Source organism: Cobetia sp. MMG027 (genome assembly GCF_027947415.1).
In the GTDB taxonomy this organism is placed as follows: Bacteria; Pseudomonadota; Gammaproteobacteria; order Pseudomonadales; family Halomonadaceae; genus Cobetia; species Cobetia marina.
Map to the genome: position 1 here is coordinate 116,866 of NZ_JAQJIO010000003.1, position 15,206 is coordinate 132,071.

General features: G+C 64.2%; 15 protein-coding genes. 6 read left to right on the forward strand and 9 right to left on the reverse strand.

Translation table 11 applies throughout. The annotated features are described in order from the left end of the window. The first annotated feature begins 48 nt into the window (after nt 1-48). The 3 genes from PJK54_RS04610 to PJK54_RS04620 all read left to right on the forward strand — a co-directional run bounded on the left by PJK54_RS04610 (nt 49) and on the right by PJK54_RS04620 (nt 2,271). Nucleotides 49-336: a hypothetical protein gene (locus PJK54_RS04610; protein ID WP_043334752.1), complete on the forward strand. Its 288-nt coding sequence runs from the start codon at nt 49-51 to the stop codon at nt 334-336. 166 nt (nt 337-502) lie between these two features. Beyond that, on the forward strand, nt 503-1,759 hold the full coding sequence (locus PJK54_RS04615) for an EAL domain-containing protein (RefSeq protein ID WP_271302351.1): 1,257 nt from the start codon (nt 503-505) through the stop codon (nt 1,757-1,759). Nucleotides 1,760-1,914: 155 nt separating this feature from the next. After that, nucleotides 1,915-2,271, forward strand: a complete 357-nt coding sequence (locus tag PJK54_RS04620; protein WP_219815849.1) for a DUF6482 family protein — start codon at nt 1,915-1,917, stop codon at nt 2,269-2,271. A 1-nt stretch (nt 2,272) separates the two neighbouring features. On the opposite strand, the gene PJK54_RS04625 is transcribed toward PJK54_RS04620, so the two are convergent. Both PJK54_RS04625 and PJK54_RS04630 read right to left on the reverse strand, forming a co-directional pair. Beyond that, nucleotides 2,273-2,659, reverse strand: coding sequence for a thiol-disulfide oxidoreductase DCC family protein (locus PJK54_RS04625; protein ID WP_077378818.1), 387 nt, complete (start codon nt 2,657-2,659; stop codon nt 2,273-2,275). Continuing rightward, nucleotides 2,656-4,332, reverse strand: a complete 1,677-nt coding sequence (locus PJK54_RS04630) for a cryptochrome/photolyase family protein (protein ID WP_271302352.1) — start codon at nt 4,330-4,332, stop codon at nt 2,656-2,658. Before PJK54_RS04630 ends, PJK54_RS04625 begins: the two co-directional genes overlap by 4 nt. A 199-nt stretch (nt 4,333-4,531) precedes the next feature. Between PJK54_RS04630 and hemH the strand changes: the two genes are divergently transcribed. Then, nucleotides 4,532-5,521 carry a ferrochelatase gene (gene hemH, locus PJK54_RS04635; protein ID WP_077378824.1) on the forward strand — a complete coding sequence of 330 codons (990 nt, stop codon included), beginning with the start codon at nt 4,532-4,534 and terminating at the stop codon, nt 5,519-5,521. 196 nt (nt 5,522-5,717) lie between these two features. Here hemH and PJK54_RS04640 read toward each other — a convergent pair whose 3' ends face one another. The 6 genes from PJK54_RS04640 to PJK54_RS04665 are packed head-to-tail and all read right to left on the reverse strand — an operon-like array spanning nt 5,718 to nt 11,581. Then, nucleotides 5,718-6,119, reverse strand: a complete 402-nt coding sequence (locus PJK54_RS04640; RefSeq protein ID WP_077378827.1) for a Na+/H+ antiporter subunit G — start codon at nt 6,117-6,119, stop codon at nt 5,718-5,720. Nucleotides 6,120-6,137: 18 nt separating this feature from the next. Continuing rightward, nucleotides 6,138-6,407, reverse strand: a complete 270-nt coding sequence (locus PJK54_RS04645; protein ID WP_077378830.1) for a K+/H+ antiporter subunit F — start codon at nt 6,405-6,407, stop codon at nt 6,138-6,140. Further along, entirely contained in the window at nt 6,401-6,901 is a 501-nt protein-coding gene (locus PJK54_RS04650; RefSeq protein ID WP_077378833.1) for a Na+/H+ antiporter subunit E, read from the reverse strand. The genes PJK54_RS04645 and PJK54_RS04650 overlap by 7 nt, the downstream gene beginning before the upstream one ends. Then, complete coding sequence (locus PJK54_RS04655) at nt 6,898-8,439, reverse strand: monovalent cation/H+ antiporter subunit D (protein ID WP_077378836.1); 1,542 nt, start codon at nt 8,437-8,439, stop codon at nt 6,898-6,900. The genes PJK54_RS04650 and PJK54_RS04655 overlap by 4 nt, the downstream gene beginning before the upstream one ends. After that, complete coding sequence (locus PJK54_RS04660) at nt 8,439-8,789, reverse strand: Na+/H+ antiporter subunit C (RefSeq protein WP_077378839.1); 351 nt, start codon at nt 8,787-8,789, stop codon at nt 8,439-8,441. The genes PJK54_RS04655 and PJK54_RS04660 overlap by 1 nt, the downstream gene beginning before the upstream one ends. Further along, the gene (locus tag PJK54_RS04665) at nt 8,789-11,581 is read right to left on the reverse strand and encodes a monovalent cation/H+ antiporter subunit A (RefSeq protein WP_136939080.1); all 2,793 of its coding nucleotides are present in this window, start codon (nt 11,579-11,581) and stop codon (nt 8,789-8,791) included. Before PJK54_RS04665 ends, PJK54_RS04660 begins: the two co-directional genes overlap by 1 nt. A 702-nt stretch (nt 11,582-12,283) precedes the next feature. Between PJK54_RS04665 and PJK54_RS04670 the strand changes: the two genes are divergently transcribed. Further along, entirely contained in the window at nt 12,284-13,621 is a 1,338-nt protein-coding gene (locus PJK54_RS04670; protein ID WP_271302353.1) for a deoxyribodipyrimidine photo-lyase, read from the forward strand. Between the two features lie 4 nt (nt 13,622-13,625). On the opposite strand, the gene PJK54_RS04675 is transcribed toward PJK54_RS04670, so the two are convergent. After that, entirely contained in the window at nt 13,626-14,351 is a 726-nt protein-coding gene (locus PJK54_RS04675; RefSeq protein ID WP_271302354.1) for a 16S rRNA (uracil(1498)-N(3))-methyltransferase, read from the reverse strand. Nucleotides 14,352-14,549: 198 nt separating this feature from the next. Here PJK54_RS04675 and phaR point away from each other — a divergent pair, with 198 nt between their 5' ends. Then, nucleotides 14,550-15,071: a polyhydroxyalkanoate synthesis repressor PhaR gene (phaR, locus tag PJK54_RS04680; RefSeq protein ID WP_084209401.1), complete on the forward strand. Its 522-nt coding sequence runs from the start codon at nt 14,550-14,552 to the stop codon at nt 15,069-15,071. Nucleotides 15,072-15,206: the final 135 nt, after the last annotated feature.

Here is a 15,206-nt window from a genome sequence, read left to right on the forward strand (position 1 = left end):
GGCAGCGACGTCGCCCCGCAAGACCCGCACTGACGGGGAGGAGATAGCATGGCAGGTGGATTTGGGCGCGGACGCGCACGCACTCCCAAGCTTCAGGGACGCGGTACGCTGGAGAGCCTTGAGCGCGAAGGGCCTTTCAAGGAATGGCTGGGCATGCCGGATCTCTATCGCTTCACGCTGGTCGTGGAGGGCGAGAGCTACAGCTATCAGACCGAAGACAGTGAAGTGCCGGTCGTCGCGGGCGACATGGTGGTCTTCCGTTACAAGGAAACCAAGGCCGGCAAGTGGATCGACCGCAATTCCCTCGGCAAGGCCATCGACCCCAACTCGCTGTAAGGCGTCCACTTCCGGCGTGGCATGAGCGTATTGGCCAGCCACGACCGGGCAGGCTCGTCGCAAGGCGTCCTTGCACGGCAGCACCGCGGTGATGTGCCCGACCCTTCGCTGACACATCACCGCCCCGTGTCATTTTCCTGTCATATCAGCATGCTTTGATTCTGGCATGCTGCCATCCCCGCATCCCGCTTTAGCTGAGGCATCCACTCCCGAATCCGTCCAGGCGCTGGAGGCGTTGCTGCGTCTTCGCCAGTTGCGGATGCATTTCCAGCCCATCGTGGCGGCAGATGGCCGTGAGGTCTTCGCCTACGAGGCACTCGCGCGCGCTGCTGCGGGATGCAGCTTGCGCTCACCGATGGCGATGTTCGAGGCGGCTCGCCAGCATCGGCGCCTCGCCGAGCTGGACGGCCTCTGTCGTGAGCTGGCGCTTGAGCAATGGGCCGAGCAGGGCCTGAGTGAGCGCCTGTTCCTGAACGTGTCGCCGGAGGTGCTGCTGGACAGTGCGCATTCTCGGGGACTGACGCGTCATCTCCTGCATCGCCATGGGCTGCATCCGCATCAGGTCGTCATCGAGTTGACTGAGCAGACCCCGGGGCTCGACCCGGCACTGATGCGTGAGGCCGTCTGCCATTACCAGTCAATGGGCTTCGCCATCGCGCTGGATGACCTCGGTGAAGGGTACGCCAGCCTCAAGCTGTGGTCGGCGGTTCAGCCTGACTTCGTCAAGATCGACCGACACTTCATCAGTGGTATTCATCAGGATTCACTCAAGCGGCGTTTCGTGCGCTCGATCATCGACATCGCCCACGGCAGTGGCAGTCAGGTGATCGCGGAAGGCATCGAGCAGGAAGGCGAGATGGAATGCGTGTCTCAGCTGGGGGCCGAGTATCTGCAAGGCTGGCTGTTTGCGAGCGCCGAGGTGGACCCCGCTGGCGAGCGGGCCGGCCTCGAGCAGCGCCTGCGTCGTCTGAGTCTCCGCCGGCATGCCGCGCCTCTGGCACTCGGTGCCGGCAGCCTGCTGCGGCAGGTGGCGCCGGTACTGCAGGATACCTGTCTCGAGGAGGTGGCCGAGCGTCTGCATGCCGAGCCGGAATTGATGGCGCTGGCAGTGGTGGACGCGCAGCAGCGGCCGGTCGGCATGATCATCCGCCATCGACTGCTGGGATTGCTGAATCAGCGCTTCGGACCGGAGCTGCATGGACGACGGGCGATCCATGAGGTCATGCAGACCCATTCACTGCGTGTCGAGGAAGATGAGCCGCTCGAGCGTCTGTCGGCCAAGCTGCTCGGGCGCCGGGACATTCATCGTGACGAGGATTTCATCATCATGCGAGGGGGATGCTATCGCGGCCTTGGGCGTCCTCTGGATCTGCTGCGTATCCTCGCGGAACGTCAGCTGGCGGTTCGTGCTCAGTGTCCGTGAGCCTCTCCGGGGCGGCGGCCTTGAACATGACGTCATCCAATGGTCATGGCGGTGCCGTTCAATCGTCATCGTCCCCCCGCAAGCTGGCGTGAAGCCTTGACGCCACCTTCACGATGATGGATACCTCAGACAACAGAGGTCCAGGAGCCGACACCATGTCCAGAATTGCCGCTGCCTTCACACCTGCTGGCCTGCTGGTCAGCAACCTGAATGCGCTGATCGCCGAGTATCCGGCACTGGAGGCGCGCGTGATCAGTCATGCCGCCAGCCGCTTCTATCAGGTCCAGCTGGTACTGGAAGCGGGTGCCGATGAAGACGATGAGCGCAGTGAACTGTTGATGAAGCGTGGCAAGCCGATGCTGTTCCGCTCGCTGGAGGATGTCTACAGCGAGCTCAGGCGCGCCGGTCTGTCACGCGCCTGGCTGGTATCCCAGGTGGCCAACGACGAGATGATCGGCCGACCGCCTCAGTACCATCAACCGTTGAGCTCGCGCATCCCCTTGAGCTTCTGAGTCAGCGTCTCCTCTGGGGGACCCAGCGGCCGATACGCTCACGGTGGCGGGCAAAGACCCGATAGCCCACATCCAGCATCGGACGCAGCCCCGGCAGCAATGACAGCCTCACCAGGCGCCGATAGCCGAGCACCGCATAGAGGGCTCGGCTGGCGTCCATGCCGACATACCACTCCCCGCGCGCATCCTGCACGTGCAGGCGCCCCATCATCGTCTCGAAGCTCAGCCCCAGAGCATCTGGGGAAAAGTCCTTTGCACGAATGTCGACCGTCCTGACCCGTTCCCGCCTCGGGTGTCTCGCCAGCCAGGCGACCTCGCGCTGGCACAGGGGGCACTTGCCATCGTGATAGAGCGTGACCGGTGCACTGGCCTGCCAGATGCGACTCATGAGGATTCCTTGTCGGTCGTGGAACTGGAGGGCGCGGGATGGTAACCCGCGCGATGGGCACCGCTGCCATAGTCAGCGGCGCTGTCGAGTCGGGCGAGAAAGGCCTCGGCCTGTTGCAGCAATGCTTCGCGCTTTTCGTCCTTCATGCGTCGCCAGCTGCCATAGACCAGCGACATGCGCGGGTTGCGTGACAGTGATTCGCGATGGCGTTCGATGAAGTGCCAATAGAGACTGTTGAAGGGGCAGGCATGCGTGCCGGTGACCTTCTTCGGCGAGTACTGGCATCTGTCGCAGTGATTGGACATGCGATCGATGTACTTGCCCGAGGCACAATAGGGTTTGGAGCCCATCAGGCCGCCATCGGCGTGCAGCACCATGCCCAGGGTATTGGGCAGCTCCACCCACTCGCAGGCATCGACGTAGACCGCCAGATACCAGTCGCACAGCGCCTCGGGCTTCACGCCGCACAGCAGGGCGAAATTGCCGGTGACCATCAGGCGGCGGATATGGTGGGCATAGGCATGATCACGCGTACTGAGGATGGCTTGATCCACACAGCGCATGCCGCTGTCGCCGCGCCAGAAGACCTCCGGTAGATCCCGTGTCGCACTCAGGCGATTCTCCTGCTTGTAGCCGGGCATGCGTGTCCAGTAGATCCCACGCACATACTCTCGCCAACCGAGAATCTGCCGGATGAAGCCCTCGGCGGAGTTGACCGGTACCTCGCCACGTCGCCAGGCATCATCGACGGCAGCACAGACTTCGTGGGGACTCAGAAGCCCGATATTGAGCGCCGCGGAAAGTCGGGAGTGGAACAGGAAGGGGTCACTGTCATCGATGGCATCCTGATGGCGGCCGAAGTCTGCCAGGCAGTGCGCGAGGAAGTGAGCGAGATCGTCGAGCGCCTGGGCGCGGGTCACGGCCCAGTTGAAGTTGTCCAGATTGCCGAAATGACGCAGCTCGCCCTCGGCTCCCTCGCCGAAGCGGGTGTCCACCAGCGTCAGCACTTCGCGCGTCAGCGCATCCTGGCGGTGGTCATGCTGCGGTGGTGGCGGTGACTGGAAGTCGGCGGGAATCGGTTCGCGATTGTCATGATCATGATTGAACTTGCCGCCGGCGGGCTCGCTGCCTTCCATCAACAGGTCCGTGTCACGACGCTGTTCACGGTAGAAGTATTCCATGCGCAATTGCTTGCGTCCGTCGGCCCAGGTCGCGAACTGTGCCGGTGTGGTGAAGAAGCGGTGATCTTCCAGCACCACCCAGGGGATCTCGCCTTCCTCGCGGCGTGCGAGGAAGGCCTCCAGCAGTCGCCATTCCCCGGGGCGAGTCACCAGAATGCCGTCACACTGATGGAGCGCGGCCAGCCGCTCGGCTTCCAGGATCAGCGATTGACGATTGTCCGGGTCATCCAGGCGGCTTTCATGCACCTGCCAGCCGCAGTCGCGCAGCTCTTGTGCGTGATGGCGCATCGCGGCCAGCATCATCGCGATCTTGTGCGGATGGTGTGGCACGTAGCGGCCTTCCTCCTCGACCTCGCAGAAGGCGATCAGACTCTCGGCAGGTGCCTGCTTGAGGCTCGCAAGCTCGTGACTGAGCTGGTCACCGAGAATCAACACCAGCGGGCGCGCGAAGTCGTGACGGGTGGCAAGTTGCAGAGTGGAGGTTTCGGGCACACTGACTCCTGCGGCGGGGCGCAAGCACGGCTTGCGTCAGGTTGTGACAATAATTGTCGTAAAGCTGTACAAATCGTAATGATAGTATAACTTCATCCCTCACGCACAGGGCGAGCTGGTAACATGGCTGCGCTGTCGGTGAGGGTGGCTGGTTGCCGCTTCACCCCTTTTCTTGCCCCTTGTCAGGAGTTCATCGCCCATGAGCACCCCGCGTTTCGGCGTCATGCTGGTCAATCTCGGCACCCCTGAAGCCCCGACACCCAAGGCGGTGCGTCGCTACCTCGCGGAGTTTCTCGGTGATGTACGCGTGATCGACCTGCCGCGTCTGCTCTGGCTGCCGATCCTGCATGGCCTGGTACTGACGACTCGCCCCAAGAAGGTCGCCGAGGCCTATGCCTCGGTGTGGACAGAAGACGGCTCGCCGCTGATGGCCATCGGCAAGCGTCAGCGTGCCGCGCTGGAGGCGCGTCTGGCCGAATCGCTGGGCGAGGAGATTCCGGTAGAGCTTGCGATGACCTACGGCAAGCCGACCATGGAAGAGGTGGGGCGCAAGCTGGCCAGTCGTGGGGCAGATCGCATCCTGGTGCTGCCGCTCTATCCGCAGTTCTCGCGGACCACGACTGCCGCAGTGTTCGATCGCCTGGCGCGCGCGCTCAAGCCGTGTCCGCACCTGCCGGAACTGCGCTTCGTGCGTGACTACCATGATCATCCCGACTACATCGCCGCGCTGGCCGCCAGTGTCCGTGAGCATTGGGAAAAGGCAGGGCATCGCGGCAAGCGTCTGTTGATGAGCTATCACGGCATCCCCAAGCGCTATGCGACGGCGGGCGACCCCTACCCACGCCAGTGCGAGCGCACCAGCCAGCTGCTGGCCGAGGCGTTGGGGCTTGGGGACGATGAGTGGGCGATGACCTACCAGTCCCGCTTCGGCAAGGCCGAGTGGCTCAAGCCGTATACCGATGAGACGCTCAAGGCCTGGGGGGCTGAAGGTCTGGAAAGCGTCGACGTTATCTCGCCGGCCTTCGCGGCCGACTGTCTCGAGACGCTGGAGGAGCTGGAAGAGGAGAATCGCGGCTACTTCACCGAGTCCGGCGGGGGCGAGTTCCGCTACATTCCGGCGCTCAATGACCGTCGTGAGCATATCGATCTGCTAGAGGCACTGTGCCGCCAGCATGCTCAGGGGTGGTGATGAGCAGGGCAGGCAAGAGGCCCGCCTGAATGATCTGAGCACCGCAGTCCGTGTGACAGATGCGCAGTGAAATGCTGGAAAGACAGCGCCCCCACCAGTCTCCTGGTGGGGGCGCTTTGCGTTGGTCTGCCGTCTCGCCTCGCGAGAGGAGTGGGGCCGACCGGGGCAGGTCAGAGCGTCAGGCGAACACGAGCGCTCAGGGCAGGCGCGATTCCGAGGCCTCGGCATTTGCCTCATCCGGTTCGTCTGATACTTCTAGACGTTCCGGCACGTTGCGGGTACGGATGTCCGCCACCAGCTTCTGATGCAGCGCGGCCTTGGACAGCAGGTGTGCGGTCACCGGGGCGGTGATGAACAGGAAGATGGTGATCAGCATCTCCTGGAAGCTGAAGTGACCGGTAGTGGCGCGGAAATAGATCATCGACGCCATCAGTACGCAGCCGACCCCCAGGGTGGTGGTCTTGCTGGGGCCGTGCAGACGCATGTAGAAGTCCTTGAGGTGCGTCAGCCCCAGCGACCCGATGAAGGCGAACAGGCCGCCGGCGATCAGGAAGAAGGCGATGACGCCTTCCAGGACAGGATAGAACCAGGTGGGCATGGAGACTCTCCGCTCAGGTCATTCGATGATGTCGCCGCGCAGCAGATACTTGCAGACTGCCACGGTGCTGACGAAGCCCAGCATGGCGATCAGCAGCGCCGCCTCGAAGTAGGCCTTGCTGTTGAGCTGGATGCTGAACAGCACGATCAGCGCGATGGAGTTCACGTACATGGTGTCCACGGCGAGGATGCGGTCCGGCAGGTCCGGGCCGATGGCCAGCCGGAAGACGTTGAGCATCAGGGACGCCGCGAACAGCGCGATGCTGATCCACAGGGCGATGTCTAGCATTCGTAGATCTCCTTCAGCGGGCGCTCGTAGCGCTGGCGGATCTCGTCGATCAATGCCTGTTCATCCTCGACATCCAGTGCATGGATGATCAGATGGCGACCATCCAGCGTGAGATAGGCAGAGACCGTCCCCGGTGTCAGCGTGATGGTGCTCGACAGCAGGGTGATCGGGAACTTCTGCTCGAGCTCCAGCGGATAGCGCACGAAGGCCGGGCGGAATTTCGCACGCGGATTCAGGATGAGTCGCGAGACCTGCAGGTTGGCGATGATGATGTCCAGGATGACGCGCAGCAGGTAGCCGATCAGTCGCCACGGTTTCTGGAGGTCCGGCTGCGGCTCCCAGAAACGATAGGTCAGTGCCGGGATGGCGATGGCCAGCACCGCGCCGAGCAATATCTGCCCGGGCGAGACGCTGTTCTGCAGCATCAGCCACACGACCAGCAGCAGGGTCGAGAGCATCGGGGTGGGCAGAACGCGAGAACGAGACTTGATCATTGAGCGTCTCCCTTGAGCGGCAGAGCGGTTTCCGGTGCGGCGTCCTTGCCCAGAAGGGCATCGAGATAGGGGGCCGGGTCCGACAGTTGCTGTGCGGTGGCCTTGGTCCACTGCGAGACGGGACCGGCGAAGACGACCAGTGCCAGTGCGGCGGAGATCAGGCCGCAGGTCGCGATGCCGCGCGCGACACCGAGTCGTTCACCGCTGGGTTCACTGTTGCCGGTGCGCCAGAACACGCTGGAACCGGCACGCGAACAGGCCACGATCGAGCACAGCCCCGCCAGCAGCAGCACTGGCCACAGCCATACCTGCTGCTCCAGTGAGGCGGACGACAGGATCAGCGCCTTGCCGATGGCGCCCGAGAAGGGCGGCAGGCCCGCCGCGGCCGCCGTGCCGATCAGGAACAGTCCGCCCAGCAGGCCTGCCTGCAGCAGTGGCCGTGAGCGCACGATACGGGCACCGGCCTTGCCACGCTGGCCTGCCATCACATCCACCAGCAGGAAGAGGCCGCCGGTGACCAGGGTGGAGTGGATCAGGTAGAACAGCAGGGCGCTGTCCGCCGCAACGCTGTTCATGCCCAGCGCCGTCAGCAGCGTACCGACCGAGATCATGACCAGATAGGCCACCAGGGTGCGCAGGTCACGTGCCGAGAGCACGCCGAGCATCGACACGACCAGCGTGGCGAGCCCTGCCCACCACAGCCAGTCGCGACCAAGATCTGCCAGGGTGCCGGCGTTGTCGGTGAAGATCAGCGAGTAGACGCGCAGGATGGAATAGATGCCGACCTTGGTCATGATCGCGAACAGCGCCGCCACCGGCGCCGAGGCCGCGGCGTAGGCGCGGGGCAGCCAGAAATACAGCGGCAGCATCGCGGCCTTGAGGCCGAATACCACCAGCAGCAGCAGACCGCCGGCTTCCATCAGGCCGGCCCGTCCCGGGTCCAGCGTGGTGACGATGACGGCCATGTCGGCCATGTTCAGCGTACCGGTCACGCCGTAGAGGATGCCCAGCGCGATCAGGAAGAACGCCGACCCCATCAGGTTCAGCACCACGTAATGCAGGGCTGACAGCGTGCGTGCCTTGCTGCCGCCGTGCAGCAGCAGGGCGTAGGAGGCGATCAGCAGGACCTCGAAGAACACGAACAGGTTGAAGAGGTCGCCGGTCAGGAAGGCACCGTTGATCCCCATCAGCTGCAGCAGGAACAGGCCATGGAAGTTGGAGCCTGTCTCATCGATGCCCGCCGTGGCATACAGGCAGGCCAGCAGGCCCAGCACCGAGCTGAGCAGCACCATGGTCGCCGACAGGCGATCCAGCACCAGCACGATCCCGAAGGGAGGCTGCCAGTCGCCCAGCGCGTAGTAGCGAATGGTGTCGTCGTTGGCCTGAACGACCAGCGCGATGGCGATGGCCACCATGATGGCCTGGGTGATCAGGCTGATGCTGCGGCGCAGTACCGGCGATGAGCCGCGACTCAGCAGCAGGCAGGCGCCCACCAGCAGTGGCAGGACGATCGGAAGGACAATCAGGTGTTGCAGCATCACTTGCCATCCTCTTTCGAGTCGTCCAGACGGTTGCCGTTGACGTGGTCACTGCCCAGGTCACCGCGCGCGCGCATGGCGAGGATGACCACGAAGGCCGTCATGGCGAAGCCGATCACGATGGCGGTCAGCACCAGTGCCTGGGGCAGCGGGTCCGCCGTGGGCGAGCCTGAGCCGACCACGGCGGGGGTGCCGTGCATGGCAAGCCCCCCCATGGAGAACAGGAACAGGTTGACCGCGTAGGACAATAGCGTCAGCCCGACCACGACAGGGAAGGTGCGCCCGCGCAGGGTCAGGTAGACACCGCAGGCGGCCAGCAGGCCGGTGGTAGTGGCGTAGAGGGCTTCCATCAGCTCTTCTCCTTGGTCGGACGGTGCGGTGTCGTCAGCTTGCCGAGGTTGGCGAGAATCATCAGGGTCGCGCCGACCACGGTCAGATAGACCCCGAGGTCGAACAGCAGCGCGGTGGCCAGCTCTATCTCACCGATCACGGGAATCGTGAAGTGGCCGAACGATGACGTCAGGAACGGATAGCCGAAGACCCAGCTGCCCGCGCCCGTCAGGCCGGCGATCAACACCCCGGCCGCCGCGACCGGCTGGTAGGGGAAGCGCAGCCAGCGCTGTGTCCAGTCCACGCCGCGCGCGATGTAGAGCAGGATGATGGCCACGGCGGTCACCAGACCGGCGATGAAACCGCCGCCGGGTTCGTTGTGGCCGCGCAGGAAGATGTAGACCGAGACCAGCAGCGCCAGTGGCAGCAGGGTCTGGGACACGGTGGCCAGAATCATCGGGTGGCGGTCTGGCGACCAGTTGCGGCCATCCAGGTCAGTGGATGGCATGAACAGGCGCAGGCGGTTGAGCAGCTTGAAGATCGCCAGTCCGGCAATCCCGAGTACGGTGATCTCGCCCAGCGTATCGAAGCCACGGAAGTCGACGAGAATCACGTTGACCACGTTGTGGCCCCCACCGCCGGAGACCGCATTGGCCATGAAGAAGTCGGAGATCGATTCGACCGGGCGGGTCAGGATGGCGAAGTTGAGGCTTGCGACCACCACGCCGAAGGCGCTGGCGAGCAGGACGTCACGCATGATGCGTCGCGCGCTGGATTCCTTGGGTGTGCGCTGTGGCAGGAAGAACAGTGCCAGCATCAGCAGGATCATCGTCACCACCTCCACCGCCAGCTGGGTCAGTGCCAGGTCCGGGGCGGCAAAGCGTGCAAACGCCAGCGAGGTCATCAGGCCGACCACTGACAGCATCAGCAGGGAGATCAGGCGCTTGCGGTGAGTGATCGCGGTGCCCAGGCCGGCCAGGCCGGTGATCACGGCACCCGTCAGCAGCATGCCATCGAAGGGCTGCTGCTCAAGCTCTCCACCCAGACGCGGCACGGCCAGCAGGCCGATGCCGACGAAGACCAGCGCGGTCAGCAGCAGCCACAGCATGTAGCGCTGCAGCGAACCGTTCTCGAAGCTGTCCATGAAGCGCTCGGACAGTTTCACGACTCGCTGGACGTTGGCCTCGAAGACCAGCAGGGCGTTGCGCGCCCGGAACTGGCGCTGGAAGGCGTACAGATGATGGCGCAGGGCGTAGACGGCGACACCGCCACCCAGCGCGATGACGCTCATCAGCAGCGGCAGGTTGAAGCCGTGCCAGATGGCGAGACTGAAGTCCGGCACCGGCGCTGCCAGCACGCTGGCGGAGGCGCTCACCAGCAGGTCCTTGATCACCAGTGACGGCAGGATGCCCACCAGCAGGCAGATCAGCACCAGCACCTCGATGGGCAGCTTCATGTAGCGCGGCGGCTCATGCGGGGTCTTGGGCAGGTCCTTCGGCTCGCCATTGAAGAAGACGTCGTGGATGAAGCGCAGCGAGTAGGCCACCGACAGGATGCCACCGAGGGTCGCCAGCGCCGGAATCAGCCAGGAAAGACCGCCCAGCAGCTGGGCATCGAGGCTCTCGGCAAAGAACATTTCCTTGGACAGGAAGCCGTTGAGCAGCGGCACGCCGGCCATCGAGGCCGAGGCGACCATCGCCAGCACCGTGGTATGCGGCATGTAACGGTACAGGCCGTTGAGCTTGCGGATGTCACGCGTGCCACATTCGTGGTCGACGATGCCGGCTGCCATGAACAGCGAGGCCTTGAAGGTCGCGTGATTGATGATGTGCAGCAGGCCCGCGACGGCGGCCATCTGGCTGTTGAAGCCGAACAGCAGCGTGATCAGACCCAGATGGCTGATGGTCGAGAAGGCCAGCACGCCCTTGAGGTCCTGCTTCATCAAGGCGAACCAGGCGCCATACAGCAGGGTGGCAAGGCCCGTGAGGCTGACGATGTAGAACCAGAGATCAGTCCCCGAGAGCACCGGGTGCATGCGCGCCAGCAGAAAGACTCCGGCCTTGACCATGGTGGCGGAGTGCAGGAAGGCGGACACCGGTGTCGGAGCCGACATCGCGTGGGGCAGCCAGAACTGGAACGGGAACTGCGCGGACTTGGTGAAGGCGCCCAGCAGCACCAGTACCAGTGCGACAGGATACAGCTCGTGGGAGCGGATCTGGTCTGCCGCCGCGAGGACGTCATCGAACTGGTAGCTGCCGACGATATGACCGATGACCAGGATGCCGGCCAGCAGCGCCAGCCCGCCCGCACCGGTGACGGTCAGCGCCATGCGGGCGCCCTTGCGCGCCTCGCTCAGCTGATACCAGTAACCGATCAGCAGGAAGGAGCTGAGACTGGTCAGCTCCCAGAACACCCACATCAACAGCAGGTTGTCCGCCATGACGATGCCGAGCATCGCGGTCATGAACAGCATCAGGAAGCTGTAGAGGCGTGCCAGCGAGTCCTCGCTCGACAGGTAGTAGCGAGAATAGAGGATGATCAGCAGTCCGATGCCGAGAATCAGCAGGACGAACAGAGCTGACAGGCCATCGAAGCGTAGCGCCAGATCCAGCCCCAGTTCGGTGATCCACGGCAGGTGGAACTGGGCTATCTGGCCGGCGAAGACATCGCCGAGATGGAAGACGGCGATACCAAGTGCCAGGGCAGGGGCAACCGCCGTCAGCCAGGCAAGGCGGCCGCGGGGCAGGTCTCTGGCCATCAACGGCACCAGGGCACCGAGCAATGGCAGTAGCACGATCAACAGCAGGGTCATGGAAGACTCGCTCCAGTCGTTGTAGGGCGTTGTCCCTCTGTCGTCAGCGGAGCGGACACGGGCTCAGGGCCAGGCCACCAGCTTCGAGGTCGGGACGCGGATTTCGGCCACTGGGTGCCGATAGGATAGGCGAGCGCATTGCAGGCTGCCGAGGTTGCCACCTCTGGATCACGCTTCCGTGTCAGGTCGACGCCTGCTCGGGAGGTGCGTGCCGCCATCAAGTGGCGGGAATGAGTGGCAGTGGCAGCCGATGGCGGCTCAGAGGTTCAGGCGCCCGGCAGGGACGCAGGTACCTCGGGATGAGACGTCACCGCCGCGGGCGGATCAGTCAGAAAGGGGAGGCGCACGGCACGAGGTGCCAGCATCCAGGTGGGGATGAGGTCCGCAGCGCGCCCCCGGCTGCCCGCGATGGGCAGACGGCGAAGATGCCGGGTTGGTGCGGTCATGTCATGTCTTGCGAGCATGGCCGTATTCCTCCTGAAGCCCCTGGATGACAAGTGTGTTTGCGGGTAGAGACACTTGCGCGATCTTGTTGAAAACATTGGTGGATCGTGACCTAACCTCTCGAATGTATCACGCACTTGCACCCCTCGCCAGCGCACGGGCGGCAGGTCGGATGAGGTCCCTGATCGGACAGCGTGTTGTACAGAGCGGGCTATTTATTGTACAAATATTATACGCCGATAACGCTTTGGAGCTCGCATGCGAGAGGCCATCAGCACGAATTCGGGCGGCCCACCGGAGACGTCACTTGTCTGGCTGCGTCATGACCTGCGTCTGGAAGACAACCCGGTATTCGCGCTGCCCAGTGTCCGTCGCCCCTATCAACTTCTGGTCATGTACGTGCTGGACCAGCGCTGGTTGACGCCTGTCGAGGGTCTGCCTCGCCTGGGACCTGCCCGCCTTCGCCTCCTCTGGCAGAGCCTGATGAACCTGCGTGGCATGTTGCTGCGCCGCGGCAGCGATCTGCTGGTGCGAGTGGGGGATCCCGTCAGCGAGGTGCTGGCCCAGGTCCGCCAGCATGACGTGGACTGCCTGGAAGTCAGTCATTCCCGAACCCCGGATGATGCCGGCAATCTTCAGCGTCTTGCCGCGCAACTTCCTGCCAGTACCCGGCTGCATTGCCACCCACGTGAAGGGCTCGTGCTGGAGCCGCTGGACGAGCGGGATGCGACGCAGGAGCCCACGGCCCTGTGGACGCCTCCGCAGGTGATGGAAAGCCCGGCCCATGGTGCGAAGGCGATGTCTCTCGCCGCCCCGGAATTGCCCGCTTCCTCGCGGCTCTCGCCAGCGCTGGCGTCATGCGGGGCGATGTCTCTGCGTCTCGATGATGCCCAGTGGTGGACGCGTCATGCCTCGCGAAATCCCTTGCAGGGGCTGCCGTGTTCCTTGCCGCCATGGCCGGAATCGGCATCACGCGGTTTCCCGCCGCTGGAGGCAGTGTGCGCCACGGCCAGCGCCTGGCAACCGGTGGGGGAAATCGCCACGCTTCAAGGCGGGGAGGAGCCGGCGCGCGAGCAGCTGTATTCCCTCGTCTGGTCGCGTCCGGAATCAGAGGATGCCGAGGTGCAGGCTGCCTGGCGCCTGTCCGCCTGGTTGGCGCAGGGCTGCATCAGTCCGCGGCGCATCCTGCAGGCACTGGCGGAACATCGACGGGAAATGGGGGAGTCTCTCGCGGCGCATCAGCTGATGGCTGTGCTGCTCCAGCGCGAGTACTGGCAGCGGGTCCTGCAAGCGCAGCCCGAGGAATCGCTGATGGGCTGGTATGGCGAGGCGCTGGAGAAGGAGGCGGCCTGCGATGTGGCATTCCAGCGCTGGCGCGAAGGGCGCACGGGCGACGTACGGGTGGACCGGGCCATGCACAGGCTGACTCGGGAAGGCTGGCTGCCGTGGGATGAGCGCCAGCATCTGGCCCGTGCATGGCTTGCCGCCGGGGGAGACTGGCGACTCGGGGCGCGCTGGTTCGAGCACTGTCTGCTGGATTTCGATGCCGCCGTCCACTGGGGGGAGTGGCGGCATCTGGCGGGTCAGCCGGTGTGAGGTCTCAGCCCAGTCGCGCCAGCAGCGCCGTGACCGCCGTCTCGACGCGCAGGATGCGCTCGCCGAGGTGCACGCCTTCGAAGCCGGCCTTCATGAACTGCTCCACCTCATAGTCCACGAATCCACCCTCCGGGCCGATGGCCAGGATCACCGGCTCACTCACCGCGCGCGGGCACTCCTGCGGCATGCCCGGGTGCGCGATGATGCCGCGCGGCTTCACGGCGCTCTCCGGGGCCATCAGGTCCGGCAGTCTGTCCTCCACGAATGGCTTGAACAATGTCTCCTGTGTGACCGTCGGCATGATGGTGTCGCGCGCCTGCTCCAGTCCCAGCACCAGATGCTGGCGAATCTTTTCCTCTTTCAGCTCCGGCGACTGCCAGTAGCTCTTCTCCACGCGCCGCGTATGCAGCAGGGTGATGTGCTTCACGCCCAGCGCCGTGATGTGTTCCAGCGAGCGCGCCAGCATGCGCGGGCGTGGCAGCGCCAGCAGCAGATGGACATCGAGTGGTGCCGGCGGCTGACGCTCCAGACGCAGACTGAATTCGGCCACCTCGGCGTCCAGCCGCTCCAGGCGTCCACGACCGATCAGCCCGCCTTCGATTCCCAGGGTCATCTCGTCACCGACAGCGGCACGATGCACCTCACGCAGATGGCGCAGTCTGCGCGGGTCCGTCACGCGTGCATGGTCGGAGGCGAGCAGGTCATCAGCGCCGAGCAGGATAAGGTTCATGGCGATACCGTAGACAGACAGGAGGAAAAGAGGCGGCATTCTAGCATGGACGTCAGATGGCTCGGCTCCGGCGAAATGACAGCGAAGGAGGCGATTGCCCGGGGCGTGGCGGGAGTGGATCAGGCGCGTGGAAGCGGCTTTCCTTGCAGTGCCCCCCCTTGAGTGCACAATGAAGAAAAATCGACAGGAGCTTGATCCGTGAGAGTCATCCGCAAATACGCCAATCGGCGTCTCTACGATACCGAGCAGAGCCGTTATGTGACCCTCGAGGACCTGCGCAGCCTGGTGCTGGCGGAAGAGGTCTTCAAGGTCGAGGACGCCAAGAGCGGCGAGGACCTCACGCGCACCATCCTGCTGACCATCATCATCGAGCAGGAGCAGGGCGATGGTGAGGCCGAAGTCTTCTCCAACGAGCTGCTGGAGCAGTTCATCCGCATCTATGCGATGGCCAAGCCATTGCCGCTGGCGGGGTATCTGGAGCAGGGCACGCGGCTGATGATGGAGCAACAGCAGCGCATGCAGGAGCAATGGTCCCAGGCCATGCGCCACTCGCCCATGGAGATGATGCGCGAAGTCGCCGAAGAGAATCTGCGCTTCTGGCAGCAGGCCATGGGGGGCGGCATCAACCGGGGCCGGACGAGCTCACGCTCTGCCGATGATGCCCCGGAGGGCGGGACGAACGACGACGGCGAGGCTCACGACCCCGAGGGCACACGCTGAGTGATGCCTGGTCGGCCGGCATGAAAATCACATGAAATCGCGTTGATGTGAAAAGGGGCGTCCCGAGGGGAGCCCCTTTCTGCCATAATGCGCAGCCTGACATTTCCTCGGTCGCCCGTGTCTTGCGGGCAGCCT

Coding starts and splice junctions, on each gene's coding strand:
- PJK54_RS04610 (WP_043334752.1), top strand. CDS start 49: ATGGCAGGTGGATTTGGGCGCGGACGCGCACGCACTCCCAAGCTTCAG.
- PJK54_RS04615 (WP_271302351.1), top strand. CDS start 503: ATGCTGCCATCCCCGCATCCCGCTTTAGCTGAGGCATCCACTCCCGAA.
- PJK54_RS04620 (WP_219815849.1), top strand. CDS start 1,915: ATGTCCAGAATTGCCGCTGCCTTCACACCTGCTGGCCTGCTGGTCAGC.
- PJK54_RS04625 (WP_077378818.1), bottom strand. CDS start 2,659: ATGAGTCGCATCTGGCAGGCCAGTGCACCGGTCACGCTCTATCACGAT.
- hemH (WP_077378824.1), top strand. CDS start 4,532: ATGAGCACCCCGCGTTTCGGCGTCATGCTGGTCAATCTCGGCACCCCT.
- PJK54_RS04640 (WP_077378827.1), bottom strand. CDS start 6,119: ATGCCCACCTGGTTCTATCCTGTCCTGGAAGGCGTCATCGCCTTCTTC.
- PJK54_RS04645 (WP_077378830.1), bottom strand. CDS start 6,407: ATGCTAGACATCGCCCTGTGGATCAGCATCGCGCTGTTCGCGGCGTCC.
- PJK54_RS04650 (WP_077378833.1), bottom strand. CDS start 6,901: ATGATCAAGTCTCGTTCTCGCGTTCTGCCCACCCCGATGCTCTCGACC.
- PJK54_RS04655 (WP_077378836.1), bottom strand. CDS start 8,439: ATGCTGCAACACCTGATTGTCCTTCCGATCGTCCTGCCACTGCTGGTG.
- PJK54_RS04660 (WP_077378839.1), bottom strand. CDS start 8,789: ATGGAAGCCCTCTACGCCACTACCACCGGCCTGCTGGCCGCCTGCGGT.
- PJK54_RS04665 (WP_136939080.1), bottom strand. CDS start 11,581: ATGACCCTGCTGTTGATCGTGCTACTGCCATTGCTCGGTGCCCTGGTG.
- PJK54_RS04670 (WP_271302353.1), top strand. CDS start 12,284: ATGCGAGAGGCCATCAGCACGAATTCGGGCGGCCCACCGGAGACGTCA.
- PJK54_RS04675 (WP_271302354.1), bottom strand. CDS start 14,351: ATGAACCTTATCCTGCTCGGCGCTGATGACCTGCTCGCCTCCGACCAT.